This window comes from Shewanella sp. GXUN23E, assembly GCF_050865035.1.
In the GTDB taxonomy this organism is placed as follows: Bacteria; Pseudomonadota; Gammaproteobacteria; order Enterobacterales; family Shewanellaceae; genus Shewanella.
Genome location: NZ_JBOZWP010000022.1, coordinates 77,391 through 89,993, shown reverse-complemented (window position 1 = coordinate 89,993; position 12,603 = coordinate 77,391). Strand labels below are relative to the sequence as shown.

The window sequence follows — 12,603 nt, the reverse complement described above, 5'->3', positions numbered from 1 at the left end:
ATTTGGTCAGCAAAATACAACGACACGACTCCGGGCGCCGAAAGGCAGTAGACCCAGAGCGCTGAAACAGCGGCAGTTTGAATACGCGCACCTCTTCGGCTCTGTCTGTCCTGCAACGGGAGAAACTGAAGCCATCATCACGCCGTTTGTGAACAAGGACATCACACGCCAGCACCTGGAGCTGATCGCCAAGCGCACCAAACCTGGGCGGTATGCTGTAGTAGTAATGGATGGTGCAGGGGGGCATACCTATGACATTGCCGTTGATATCCCGAACCTGTCGATACTCAAATTGCCTCCCTATTCCCCGGAGCTCAACCCCATTGAGCAGGTGTGGAGCTGGCTACGTCAACATCATCTCGCTAATCGCTGTTTCAACGGATATGAAGACATAGAGGAGGCCTACAGTCAGGCTTGGAACAACTTCGTCAGTTGCACAAAACACGTGATAAAAATGTGTTCGAGAGACTGGGCAAGGGTGACTGAACTTTAATGCGGAATGGTATTGTTGGCTATCTGTGGGGGATTGTGGCTTAGCCTGGGCGGGGATACAGCGATTGAGCGAAACGCTTGCTGGGATTTTTCTCTCTTGTGAAAAGGCGAAGTAAGCTGTCAGTGATTCTCAATAACTCTGCCAATCACAAATTGTTGATTAATCATACTGGTGCAAACATCAAGATGGATTGGAGTTGGGAAAGGAAACCATTCTGCAGAGCTTCCCCTCTGATGGGCTCAGAGGGGAGTGAGGGTATTACTTGATGAAGGCGATAGCTTCAACTTCAACTAACGCGTCTTTTGGCAGGCGGGCAGCCTGCACACAAGAGCGGGCTGGAGCCGCGTCTGTGCCAAATACTTCGGTATATACTTCGTTGAAAGCAGCGAAGTCTTCCATGTTAGCCAGGAAGCAGGTGGTTTTCAGCACGGTATCAGTACCTGCACCCGCTTGTTCCAGAACGGCCTTCAGGTTTGCCAGAGATTGGTAAGCCTGTTCTTTGATACCACCTTCAGGGAAGGTCATGGTTATTGGATCCAGCGGCAGTTGGCCAGAGGTAAACACCAGGTTTTGGAATGCCAGTGCCTGAGAGTATGGGCCGATGGCGGCTGGTGCACGTTCAGTATTGATTACATTTTTCATAACAGATACTCAATTGAAAAACAGGAAAAGTGTATTAGATGTTGGAGCATGGTCATCCCTGCTCCAACACTGTGTACAACTGTTTCCTATTCTACAAAATCCGGAATCACTTTGGGCTTTTGACCTTTAATGGTTCGGAAAAAATCCATCAACTGATTCATCTCTGCGACCATGTTACCTGAAGGGTGCAGAGGCTGGCTGATGACCACTTTTTTGCGGCCAAAGTCGAGACCTACCGGGTAAATATCAACATTGGCTTGCCTGGCAATGTGGTAAAAGCCGGTTTTCCAGCGTTTGACTTCACTGCGGGTCCCTTCCGGAGCCAGAGCCAGCTTATATTGCGGATCATTGGCAAATAGCTGTGCGACGGCGTCGACTAAATTATTATTTTTGCGTCTGTCCACCGGACTGCCCCCAAGGGCTTTGAACAACCAGCCCCAGGGCGGAATAAAGAGCTGATGTTTGCCGAGGAAATGGATATTAATGGCCATTGCTCCTCTGGCCATCACGCCAACAATAAAGTCCCAGTTGCTGGTATGTGGACCGACTATCACAATGTACTTTCCAGATGGTGGCAGCTGGCCTTCAAATTGCCAGCCTGTAAGTTTCATCAGCCAGCGGCAGAATGTGGAAAACATGACCCTGATTCTCTTATTGGGATATTCGCGTTAGTTTATCAAGGTATAGTAGCGTGCAGTGATTTGCACCTCCCAGTAAAGGAGATTTTCTATGTGGAACAAGGCTGTTGCCTGTTTTTTGATGGTTATTTCATCATCTGTTCTGGCGGTTCCAAGTGACGATATCACCAAGCTGTTAAGTCAGCAGCAACAGGCATGGAATCGTGGTGATATCGAAGGCTATATGGCGGGATATTGGCATGACGACAGGATGCGATTTGTCTCCAACGATACCGTCAGATATGGCTGGCAAACGACCCTGGATGCGTATCGCAGGCATTATCCCGATCGAGCAACCATGGGGCAGTTGACGTTTGATATCGATGAAATAAAGATGCTGAGTAATTATGCGGCACTGGTGGTTGGTCATTGGCAATTGCAGCGGCAGAAAGATAACCCCAAGGGTATGTTTTCATTGCTGGTTGAACGTATTGATGATCAATGGGTCATTACCCATGATCATTCATCAGATTGAAATGCTGTGGTAAAGCTGTCGGTGCTCAACACTTTACCATTAGGATGATATCTGGCTTCCAGGCACTGTAACAGACCGTGTTGATGCGTGATGATAATGTTGGTTGAGCGGGTGCCATATTCCGGGTGACGGATAAAAATTGAAGACAGTCTTCGCTCCCACTCTTTGCTGACACCGGTATCTGGCAAACAATTGTCATCCGGTTGGCTCTCGTCTGCCATTATGGGCAGCAGGTTTTCCGGGGAGAGTTGATGATGATTACTGATAACCTGTTCCAGCACCTGTTTACCTTTGGCCATTTTGGGCCAGATATCATCAAGATCGCCATTGCTGACAGCATGAAAGCCATCAGTTAGCAGAGTATTGGTGGTGTTGCGGCTATTGAATACATATAACTCCCGGCCTTGCTGATAAAGCAAATTGAAAGGGTTATAGCTGTCACTGTGCTGTAGCAGCCAGTGCTCGTCTATTTCGCCTTTGAGGGCTTTGAGTACCAATTCTCCCCGGCTGAGTCGGTCATCCTGAGTGGTGTTAAGGTCTCTGATATTGGTCAGAGCTGCGATTTCACCCTGTTGATTGAAGCCCAACCAGGTTCCTCCGGCTTTGAGGTCCTGACCAGCGACAATACCTTCAGGCCCGGGCCAGCGATGCATGGGCGCCGTCGCCCGATGGTGAAACTCATCCCGGTTGGCACAGATAATCAGCGGGTAATCCGGGTGGCAGTTGCGAGCGATAAACAGGATACACATAAGGCCAACTCAAAAGAAAAACTCCTTTTAAGTTAGCCTGTTCAGTGTGTAATAGATAGATTCAAATCAATGGTGATGATGATCGTGCCCGTGCTGATGGATATGCACCTGGGGTTTGGTGATCATCAACCTGCGCAGGAACTTGCGTGGCCCTAATCTGAGCAGACTGGCTGCAAATAACAAACTCAGGATGACAACCGCTGTAATGTTTACCGATTCAGGTAAGTCGAGCAGGCTCTCTTTGGCCAGAAAGATCTGATTGGCGCCGAGCAGCAATATGGCGATGGTCGCCAGCAGCAATGCACTTTGTCTTGGAGTCATCAGCTTCAGTTGCGACCAATTCAATATCGGTGCCGCCAGTAATGCCAGGAATACCGCAGCATCAGACCAGCCACTCCATGACAGGGCGATTGCCAGCAAGGTTCCGCCAAGGCTGCAGAAACGGGTAGGCAGAAATACCAACATCAGAATCGCAACCTGGAGCCAGGAATGATTCAGGGGTACTGATGGATGTCCTATCAGATTGGCCAGTATCAGGCTGAGCAATACCCAGGGCGCACTGCGGTCCACCTGTTGGCTGAATCCGAAATGCCAGGCACTTTGATGGCTGCTTGGTTGGGGATCGGTCGGGGGCACCTTGAGCAAGGTCAGCAGTGAGCCCAGCATCAATAAGCCTATCAGTTGCAACAGCAGGATTTCAGGTCCCAGCAGTAACAGGGTCACCAGCAGTGCTTCTGGCCCTGCAAGCCGTTGTAACCAAAGGAGTGATAACTTGTCCGTGCCAGGTGTCAGGCCAAGAGAGAAGCGACCGGCCGCCGCCAGATAGGCGAGCAATAATGCTGGTGCGACCTGAGTCAGCCAATCTGCCAGCTGGTGAGTGCTGTGGTCGTGCGATTCATGATGGTGACCGCCTGAATCCAGCAGTAACAGTACTGCCAGCAGAGCAATGCCCAGCAAACTGCCGATGCCTGCCTGATATTCGTATTTTCCCTGCTTATCCTGGGCATGATGTACATGGGGCTGGTGCAGCACCACGTGCAGAATGGAGCCGGTGACAAAAGCCTGCAGATAGACAGTGTTGTCCAGACTCAACTGGCTAAGCAGTTGGGTTCCGGCGAAGTAGCCGGCAGCCGTCAGCGACATCATGGCAACCAGTACCACGCTGGCCCATTTGGTTCCCACCTGCGGTTTGAGCAACCACCAGATCGCCAGTCCGACCGGCAAGCGGTGCAGAATAACGCCCAATGCCAGCATTGGGGAATTACCTTCCTGCTGCGCCAGTACCAAAGCGCCACCATCGGTCAGGGTATGCAGCAGCAGGCCGCCAATACCCAGTGCCAGCGTCAGGTTATGGGTAACTTCTGAGTAGCGGTGGAATAAACGTTCGCTGGCAGTTGGCCCCCACAGGCCAAGGATGACAAACAGCAGCGACCAGAAGCCGCCGTGATGCAGCAATTCCGGCAGAATGTGCACGAGCACCAATCCACCAAGAGAGACAAAAATAAAGCCGTCGAGCCCTTTCTGCAGACCACTCCCCGACGAAAAGAAGCGATAAAACACCGGACCTAAGAGTAAGGCTATGCAACTGGCAACTAAATAAAGCATGGAACCTACGGGGTGCATTGGAAGAAAGGCCGCATATTATAGCAGCAGACTCATCACAGGTCAGTAGTGAAAACTATTCTCAACAAAGAGGGTTTATTTACCGCTCAGATCTGGTGTTTGTCTCTGGGTAATGGTTGAAATGGCTTGCGGCAGGAAAACTTCACTGACGATAAGCGTTTGCTGCTGAAACTCAAAATACCTGCGTCGTCCCCAGAGGGGCTCTGTAACAGGCTGATGGAGTTTGCAGCTCAGTTCGTTGAGCCGTGAGCAGCTTTCAAAGCGGGCGACTTCAATGTTTCCCGGCAAGTAGTTTTTGCTTGAATAAAGTAATTCACCCAACGGCCGGTTGCCGAGATTTTGCAGCCCGGCCTCAGGATTTTGCATTAATGATTCAGGGATCAGGGTGCTGGCAAAAACCCAGGGGGTGTCATCAAGTAACAGCAACACTTCCCGGGTCCAATAGCGATTACTTAATCCATGGTGCCATTGTTCATCAACCAACAGCACACTGAAATCATGGCAATGAGCCTTCAGTTTAGCGGTCAGGCTGTCTTTGGATACCAACCAATCCCACAGCGGCTGAGGAGGTAAATTTTCCGCTTTTGCTGGCGAAAACCACTGAATTGATTCACCATAAGGAAAGCTGAAGCGGGTCACATCCATCTGATTACTCGTTACAAAAGCGGCGAACGCAGGCAGTCTAACACAGGCCGTAGTCATCAGATAGAAGCTGCAAAAAACACGAAGTTTGGAGAAAGGAGTTTATCGCCATCATGAAAGCCCTGATTACTGCAATCGTTCTGATGATGACATTGATGGCAGCCGGTGTACGTGCCGGTGACGAACCTCAGCCTGTAACCGATTATGCTTATTACGGATTCGAGCCGGAAATTGTGACCAATTACATTTCGGGGCGAAAAAAGCTGGGATTTGTGCGGGTAAGCGTGGAGCTGATGGTGAAATCTCCCGATGATCTGCTGGTGATGGAACATCACGATCCTTTGCTGCGTGCTGCTATTGTGGAAATTCTTGGCAATCAGCAGGAAGAGCAGATCAAATCAATGGCGGGGCGTGAAGATATTCGCCGTGAATGCTACGATACCGTCAATGAATTGCTCAAGCAGGAAACCGGCCAGGCCCGGGTGGTGAACCTGCTGTTTACCCGTTATCTCTACGACTGACTGCCTCTGGGGTGTCGGTCTGCACCGGCACTCTCATGAAAGCTGCAAAACCGATAAAATCCCCCCGTCCATCCAATAAACGCCAGTCCAAAATGCCTGCAAAGGCTAAGGCATCCGGTAAGGGCTTGCATCCCGACAATCCCATGGGTAAGGATTATGACTTCGCGGCTTTAATTGCAGCGCAGCCAAAACTTAAATCTTTTGTTAAACCCAACCCTTACGGCGCTCTGTCGGTGGATTTCAGTGACCCACAGGCTGTCAGGCTGTTGAACTGCGCTTTGCTCGCGTATCACTACAGGATAAAGAACTGGGATATTCCCAAAGGTTTTCTTTGCCCGCCGGTTCCGGGACGAGCAGACTACTTGCATCATCTTGCCGCTCTTCTCGCTGGCGAAGGTCAAATTCCAAAGGGACAAAAAGTCTCAGTGCTGGATATTGGAACTGGTGCCAATGGCATTTACCCCCTGGTGGGGCATCAAACTTTTGGCTGGCGTTTTGTGGCCAGCGATATTGACCCTGTGTCTCTGGCAAATTTCTCCTCCATCCTTACGGACAATCAGCTGACGGATAAGATTGAACTCCGGCTCCAATCGGATGCCAGGTTCACGTTCAGCGGAATAATCCGTGACGGTGAGCGGTACGATGCGACCATGTGTAATCCACCGTTTCATGCTTCGCTGGAAGAGGCCGCTGCGGGTACACAAAAGAAATTGAGAAATCTGGCTGCCAGCAAGGGCTTGAGACATGACGATAAGCTCAGGCTGAATTTCGGGGGACAAAAAGCAGAGTTGTGGTGTGAGGGAGGCGAGCTGAGGTTTCTGGAGAATATGATCCGCGACAGCCAGCGATTTGCCAGCCAGTGTTTGTGGTTTACATCGCTGGTATCCAAATCGGAGAATTTACGTCCCTGTCGTCGGTTGCTGCAAAAGCTGGAGGCTGACTCGGTAAAAGAGATTGAAATGCGTCAGGGCAACAAGATTACCCGGGTTCTGGCGTGGAGTTTTTTGACTGAAAAACAGCGTCAGCTGTGGAGCAAATTCAGAGCCTGAATCTGTAATCCCGCTTTTTCATAAACAAAGACCGGCATTAGCCGGTCTTTGTTTATATTTGCAGCGCAAATTATTGGGCAGCTGTCCAGATTAGCTGACCTGTATTGCTCAGGTCATAGCCAGTCAGAACTCCGGCCATTTGGCGGGTTTGAGGGCTGGCCAACATAGTAAACAATTGCTGTAACTGGCGGCGGAAATAGATGCTCTGGGTCATCACAAAATCAAATGACTCGCTGAGCAGGGGGACAAACCCAAGTCCGCTTTCCGCGGCAACTGCCTGGCAACCAAACCCAATGTCAGCATCGCCACGGGCGATGTAGCCTGCCAGTTCCCGCTCGCTGTATGCAGTCAGCACCGCATTGAGCTGATCGGCACGGGCACCCTGACTCAGTAACCAGTGTTCCAGATGTTGTTGGCTGCCAGCGCCTTCCTGGCGGAAGATCCAGCGCCAAGGCTGGCCCAGTATCTGCGCCTGTTCCAGGCATCTGTGCTGAATATCCGGACGAACGATCAGCCCCTGCTGACGGGTATAGCCGTGTACCATGATCCATTGCTGGTGATTGGCATAACCTTTCAGCAATGCAGGATGACGTATGTTGCGCTCTTCCAGGCTGCCCCAGTGCAGGGTACAGACGTCGGCATAGCCTTTGGACAGGAGCTCGAGTCCCAACCGCGAGCCGGTGGCGCTGTAGCTGATAAGTTCCCGGCTGCCTACCTGAGACATCAGCCGGGCGACCAGCATGGCCAGCAGCGGGTCATCACTGCCAGTGATCAGTAGTCGGTCGGTCAGCATGCCTGAATGGCAGGAATCCATAATCCAGCGGTCGATCAGAATCTTCGGAAACAACCACTTTCCGGTGATTTTGGTGGCTGGCAGGATCCTGTCATTGGCCATGGCATAAACTTTTTTTTCATTCAGATCCAGATACTCAGCCACCTGCCTGGCGCTCATGTATACCAAATCACTGGCCTGGGTCATTGTGACTCCTTACTGACATCGAATTCGAGATTTTCAGCCCCGTTATACACCAGGAAGTGGCGCCCTTTGGCACGGGCGATCATGGTTATTCCCAGTTTTTGAGCCAGCTCAAGTCCCATCTGAGTTACGCCACTGCGGGACAGCAATACAGGAATACCCATTTTGGCTACTTTGATAACCATTTCAGAGGTCAGACGGCCAGTGGTGTAGAAGATTTTGTCGCCGCCATCTTCACCGGCCAGCCACATATCACCGGCAAGCGTATCTACCGCATTGTGTCGCCCTACATCTTCAACAAAAGCCGTGATGGTTTCGTCGTGGCACAGGCCGCAGCCGTGAACTGCTCCGGCATTCTTGTAGGTGTCATTGTATTCGTTGATGTTTTTCAGCAGCCCATACAGAGTGCTTTGCTTCAGCGCGGGAACCGGCAGCCGGATATCTTCCAGTCCCTGCATAAATCCACCGTAAACAGTGCCTTGTCCACAGCCGGTGGTGACTGTCTTTTCAGACAGCTTTTTCTCCAGATCTTCCGTTTGCTCTTTGGTGATGATGGCTGCCGAGTTGGTATCCCAATCGACAATCACTGATTCCAGCAGACTGACATCACTGATGAATCCCTGATTCTTCAAATACCCCAATGCCAGTGACTCAGCTTTGGCTCCCAGTGTCATCAAGGTCACTATGGGACGCCAGTTGAGGTAAACGGTCAGTGGCCGCTCACAGGCAATAAACTTGTTTTCTATCTCGCCACGCTCGTTAACCGCGGTGACAGGAATGGTCAGCGGGACTTCGGCCCGGGTTTTTACTATCGACAGGGAAGGTGGTGTCTGTTTCATCAGATCCTGCAAAGCTAATTCTATTGGGGGTGTGCATAGGGCTTTACTAGCAATATTCGTACCTTAACATCTGGGAATAAGTAAAATGCAAGGTGAATCACAAAATGCTGACTCTGGTCGGACGTTTATGCCCAAGGAGATATTGTTGGTGAGACAAAATGTCCTATGCTGATCTCTGGATTGATGATCCATCTCAAAAAAAACACTTCAATGATATTGATGGCACCATCCTTGCTTGTGGTGAGCTATAGAACAGGTTGACTGAAGTGCCAGCCGCCGTAGACAGGACTCAGGATATTTGAATATGCAACACACAGATAATGTATGGCCGGTATATGTTTCTCTGACGAAATCCGAGAAACAGGTAGGACGCTGGACTTCGGTGCAGTGGGAGCTGGATCAGATGGTTCCGGCTTCCTGTAAACAGCCGGAAGGCAGCAATCTGGTGTTGCTGGAGTTGCACCGGGATGAACGTGCCAGCTACCGCCTGAACCTGGACCTCGATACTCCTATGCTGTACCTGGTGTGTGATGAATTGGTCGATGGTACCTGGGTACCGGCGTCATTGTCTGCTTGTCAGAATGTTGCGGCTGGCGCGCTTGAGGGCGATACCCCGGTGATCAGTATGGCAATGCCGGATGCTGTCGCCTGTTGGATTGAAGCCTTCATTACCCGTCATGGTGAAGTGGAAATCTGCGCTCATCGACGCAAGCATGTTAACCGCCGCAAGGAGCTGGCCGAAGATCAAAGGCGTAAAAACGTATGAGTGATAAACCAAGTGGATTATTCAGTCGTTGGCAGCAACGCCGTGAGCAGGTAGCTCAGGAGGCGGAAAAAGCGCTGCAGGAGGCGCCTGTTGCTGAAAGCAGTGCTGAAACGGAACAGCCCCTGTCTGTTGCCGGTGAACCACAAGACGATGAGCGTCTGCTGACGGCAGAAGATTTACCGGACCCTGATCAGATTGAAGAAGGTGGCAGTTTTGCCGCCTTTATGGCCAAGAACGTTGACCCCACAGCCAAAAAGGCGGCTTTGCGGGCTCTGTGGAAGCAACCCCACTTCAACGAAGTGTGCGGCATGGCGGAGTACGCACTGGATTACAGCAATCAGCCGCTGTTGTCGGCTTCAGATTCGGCAGAATTGGTTAAAAAGGTGTTCCGCAAGGTTATTGAGCGGGAAGAGCAGGAAGCAGCCCAGGCCGAAATGGCGTCAACCCCGGATACTCAACCCGGGCAGGAACATGCCCCGGAAGTGGCAGAGCTGACCGTGGACGCAAATGCAGACACTTTGCCCGAGGAAACTCAGCAAGTTAGCCAGAATGTACCAGATGAATCGTCGGTTTCGCACGAGACGGTTGGAAAAGGTCAGTTTAGTTAAGTTTATTGTCGTAAATTTTGGTACGTCTATTGCTCTAATGTCTGGTTGCAGCCGGATCGGGACCAATACAAGAGACAGCCAAAACTGTTCAGGAACGCAATGTGAGCTCAGATTCAAACAAGATGCACAGCCAGCCTCAACTGAAGCAGGCCCGCCAGAGTGTGATGGCACAAACCCGGATCATCCAGAACCTGATCCCACCTACCGTGAGTTACACCACTCAGGGTAATGTGTTGATCATCGGCCCGGAAGATTTGGCCCGCCTGGCGGCAGCCAAATTGTCCTCCATGGCTAGTCGGGTTGTTTTGGCGACAGATCCTATTACGTCTCAGGATGATGCTCATCTTGAGGCCGTCATGAATGCCGCTCCTCAGGTAGAGAGCTTCTACAACCCCCTGCACGCCATCAAAGGCTTTTTGGGGCAGTTTCAGGTGTTGGTAGAGAACGAAGCGGCCGCTGGTGAAAAGACTGTCCAGCTTAGTCAAGTGGCGATCCGTAAACCTCATTTCGATATTCTGCTGGATCTCAGTCTTGAGCCAAGTCTGAATCTGGAGATGTTGCCTCCCGGCTATTTCTATGTCGGCCGCGATGACGCCAGGCTGGCGGATGCGCTCGAGCAAATTCCAGAACTTATCGGTGAATTCGACAAACCCCGCTATGTCAAAGTGAACACGGATATCTGTGCGCACTACCGCCATGGTATGACCGGTTGTAACCGCTGTCTGAACTTCTGTCCTGCTGATGCCATAGCCAGCGTCGACAATGTTATCGAAATCGACCCATACCTGTGCCATGGCGCAGGCAGTTGCACCAATGCCTGTCCAACCGGCGCTCTGAGCTACGACCTGCCTGCTCCGCAGTCACTGCACAACTATCTGCAGAAACTGGTTGGCCGTTATCTGGAGCAGGCCGGTGAAGCGCCGGTTATTCTGTTCCACGATGAAAATGTCGCCGCCGAGTTGGTAGGAGATGCCTTGCCGGGTGAAATCCTGCCAATTGCGCTGGAAGAGATCACCGTTTCGGCTATCGATCACTGGATGTCGGTATTGGCATGGGGCGCCCGTCAGGTGCTGATTTACAACACAGCAGCGACTGCGCCTACCCTGACGCAGATGCTGCAGGGCGAAGTGGCATTGGCCAATCGCATCCTGGATGAAATGGGACAGCCGCAGCGTATCGTCATCGTTGATGCCATCGAGGCGGAAGCGCTGGAGCCGATGCTGAATATCAGCAGTGGCTGGCCGGTAACCGTTCCTGCAGCATTTGTGGCGAGTGACAAGCGTCCGACTCTGTATCAGGCGGTTGATCACCTCAACAGCCAGGCCGCCGCCATCGACTCCTGTCTGACCATGAGCAATATTCCTTATGGCTCGGTCAGTGTCGCCGCAGATAAGTGCACCCTGTGTTTGAGCTGTGTGGCAACCTGCCCAACCGGCGCCCTGAAAGACGGCGGTGATGAGCCGGCGCTGCGTTTTGTTGAACAGGATTGTGTGCAGTGCGGTCTGTGTGAGCAAGCCTGTCCGGAGAAGGTCATCAGCCTGACGCCACAGGTTAACTTCAACCGTGCAAGCCGTCAGCAACTGCGTGTCCTGAAAGAAGAGCCTCCTTTTGAATGTATCGTTTGCGGCACGCCATTTGCGACCCAGTCAATGGTACATCGTATGCTGGATATGGTAGGCAGTCACAGTGCCTTCAACGCCAATATCGAGCGCCTGAAAATGTGCGGTGATTGCCGCGTGAAAGACCTGTTTGAAGACATACTTCAAGACCCGGAAAAGCAACTGCGTTAAGAGTTTTTTATGACCGAATCTGTAAGAAATGTAAGCGAAAAAGATCAACTGCGTGCGGATATCTACCAGCTGATCGCCGCCTTGTTGCGTCGTACACCCAGCGCTGAACTGCTGGACTTCCTGGCCAATCTTGAAGTGGACGCCGAGCAGGACAACGATATGACTAAAGCCTGGCTGGCACTCAAGCTGGCCGCAGGGCAGTTCACGCCTGAGCAGCTGGAAGATGAATACTTTGCCTTGTTCATCGGCGTGGGCTGTGGCGAAATTCTGCCTTATGGCAGCTGGTTTATGACCGGTTCACTGATGGACAAGCCATTGGCTCTGTTGCGTCAGGACCTGCTGCAATTGGGTTTTGCCCGGGAAGAGGATGTCAAAGAGCCGGAAGACCATGTGGCCGCGCTGTGTGAAGTGATGGGCACCCTTATCCTCGAAGCGCCGGGCTATCGTCAACTGGCCTTTTATCAGCGCCATATGGCCAGCTGGATCCAACGTTTTGTTGAAAAATTAAACACTGCTCCCAGTGCGGCTTTCTATGCTACCGTGGGTCAGTTGTGTAAAGCCTTCTTTGACCTGGAAGCCATCGAGTTTGAACAGCTGAGTCTGGACATTCCGGTGAACTGTCCGGGCAATGATGATATGCAGCCTGCAGATGTTGAGAAAGTGCAGTTGAACTGAGAAGTCTGAACTTCTCAAAGGGGCTGCCGGTACCGAGCGGTATCAGGAACCCGGCGGCGTAAACGGGGAGAGGGAGCT

At 51.6% G+C, this 12,603-nt stretch carries 15 protein-coding genes; 8 read left to right on the top strand and 7 right to left on the bottom strand.

Features of this window, described 5'->3' with window-relative positions:
- A partial coding sequence (locus ACRRUX_RS16905; RefSeq protein ID WP_432532467.1) for an IS630 family transposase occupies positions 1 to 493 on the top strand: 493 nt, incomplete at its 5' end.
- A 258-nt stretch (positions 494 to 751) separates the two neighbouring features.
- Here ACRRUX_RS16905 and ACRRUX_RS16900 read toward each other — a convergent pair.
- Together ACRRUX_RS16900 and ACRRUX_RS16895 are read right to left on the bottom strand one after the other, a co-directional pair.
- Positions 752 to 1,135 carry a RidA family protein gene (locus ACRRUX_RS16900; protein ID WP_432532465.1) on the bottom strand — a complete coding sequence of 128 codons (384 nt, stop codon included), beginning with the start codon at positions 1,133 to 1,135 and terminating at the stop codon, positions 752 to 754.
- An 86-nt stretch (positions 1,136 to 1,221) separates the two neighbouring features.
- Positions 1,222 to 1,773 carry a lysophospholipid acyltransferase family protein gene (locus tag ACRRUX_RS16895; protein ID WP_432532463.1) on the bottom strand — a complete coding sequence of 184 codons (552 nt, stop codon included), beginning with the start codon at positions 1,771 to 1,773 and terminating at the stop codon, positions 1,222 to 1,224.
- A 91-nt stretch (positions 1,774 to 1,864) separates the two neighbouring features.
- Between ACRRUX_RS16895 and ACRRUX_RS16890 the strand changes: the two genes are divergently transcribed.
- A complete protein-coding gene (locus ACRRUX_RS16890; protein WP_432532461.1) occupies positions 1,865 to 2,287 on the top strand; it encodes a YybH family protein in 423 nt (140 codons plus the stop codon).
- Here ACRRUX_RS16890 and ACRRUX_RS16885 read toward each other — a convergent pair.
- The 3 genes from ACRRUX_RS16885 to ACRRUX_RS16875 all read right to left on the bottom strand — a co-directional run bounded on the left by ACRRUX_RS16885 (position 2,272) and on the right by ACRRUX_RS16875 (position 5,304).
- A complete protein-coding gene (locus ACRRUX_RS16885; protein WP_432532459.1) occupies positions 2,272 to 3,036 on the bottom strand; it encodes an NRDE family protein in 765 nt (254 codons plus the stop codon). The two genes, ACRRUX_RS16890 and ACRRUX_RS16885, sit on opposite strands and share 16 nt — an antisense overlap.
- Positions 3,037 to 3,102: 66 nt before the next feature.
- Positions 3,103 to 4,641 (bottom strand): metal transporter, encoded by a 1,539-nt coding sequence (locus tag ACRRUX_RS16880; RefSeq protein WP_432532457.1) that lies wholly within the window; start codon positions 4,639 to 4,641, stop codon positions 3,103 to 3,105.
- A gap of 93 nt (positions 4,642 to 4,734) precedes the next feature.
- On the bottom strand, positions 4,735 to 5,304 hold the full coding sequence (locus ACRRUX_RS16875) for a chorismate--pyruvate lyase family protein (RefSeq protein WP_432532455.1): 570 nt from the start codon (positions 5,302 to 5,304) through the stop codon (positions 4,735 to 4,737).
- 110 nt (positions 5,305 to 5,414) lie between these two features.
- Here ACRRUX_RS16875 and ACRRUX_RS16870 point away from each other — a divergent pair, with 110 nt between their 5' ends.
- Positions 5,415 to 5,822 carry a flagellar basal body-associated protein FliL gene (locus ACRRUX_RS16870; protein WP_432532453.1) on the top strand — a complete coding sequence of 136 codons (408 nt, stop codon included), beginning with the start codon at positions 5,415 to 5,417 and terminating at the stop codon, positions 5,820 to 5,822.
- A 35-nt stretch (positions 5,823 to 5,857) separates the two neighbouring features.
- The gene (gene rlmF, locus ACRRUX_RS16865; RefSeq protein ID WP_432532451.1) at positions 5,858 to 6,871 is read left to right on the top strand and encodes a 23S rRNA (adenine(1618)-N(6))-methyltransferase RlmF; all 1,014 of its coding nucleotides are present in this window, start codon (positions 5,858 to 5,860) and stop codon (positions 6,869 to 6,871) included.
- Positions 6,872 to 6,941: 70 nt separating this feature from the next.
- Here the strand turns inward: rlmF and ACRRUX_RS16860 are convergent, their stop codons facing one another.
- Together ACRRUX_RS16860 and ACRRUX_RS16855 are read right to left on the bottom strand one after the other, a co-directional pair.
- Positions 6,942 to 7,850, bottom strand: a complete 909-nt coding sequence (locus ACRRUX_RS16860; RefSeq protein WP_432532449.1) for a substrate-binding domain-containing protein — start codon at positions 7,848 to 7,850, stop codon at positions 6,942 to 6,944.
- Positions 7,847 to 8,686, bottom strand: a complete 840-nt coding sequence (locus tag ACRRUX_RS16855; protein ID WP_432532447.1) for a formate dehydrogenase accessory sulfurtransferase FdhD — start codon at positions 8,684 to 8,686, stop codon at positions 7,847 to 7,849. Before ACRRUX_RS16855 ends, ACRRUX_RS16860 begins: the two co-directional genes overlap by 4 nt.
- Positions 8,687 to 8,990: 304 nt before the next feature.
- Here ACRRUX_RS16855 and ACRRUX_RS16850 point away from each other — a divergent pair, with 304 nt between their 5' ends.
- From ACRRUX_RS16850 to ACRRUX_RS16835, 4 genes are all read left to right on the top strand, one after another.
- Positions 8,991 to 9,452 (top strand): DUF3305 domain-containing protein, encoded by a 462-nt coding sequence (locus tag ACRRUX_RS16850; RefSeq protein ID WP_432532445.1) that lies wholly within the window; start codon positions 8,991 to 8,993, stop codon positions 9,450 to 9,452.
- A complete protein-coding gene (locus ACRRUX_RS16845; RefSeq protein ID WP_432532443.1) occupies positions 9,449 to 10,060 on the top strand; it encodes a DUF3306 domain-containing protein in 612 nt (203 codons plus the stop codon). Before ACRRUX_RS16850 ends, ACRRUX_RS16845 begins: the two co-directional genes overlap by 4 nt.
- A gap of 122 nt (positions 10,061 to 10,182) precedes the next feature.
- On the top strand, positions 10,183 to 11,850 hold the full coding sequence (locus tag ACRRUX_RS16840; RefSeq protein WP_432532475.1) for a 4Fe-4S binding protein: 1,668 nt from the start codon (positions 10,183 to 10,185) through the stop codon (positions 11,848 to 11,850).
- 9 nt (positions 11,851 to 11,859) lie between these two features.
- The gene (locus ACRRUX_RS16835) at positions 11,860 to 12,525 is read left to right on the top strand and encodes a TorD/DmsD family molecular chaperone (protein ID WP_432532441.1); all 666 of its coding nucleotides are present in this window, start codon (positions 11,860 to 11,862) and stop codon (positions 12,523 to 12,525) included.
- Positions 12,526 to 12,603: the final 78 nt, after the last annotated feature.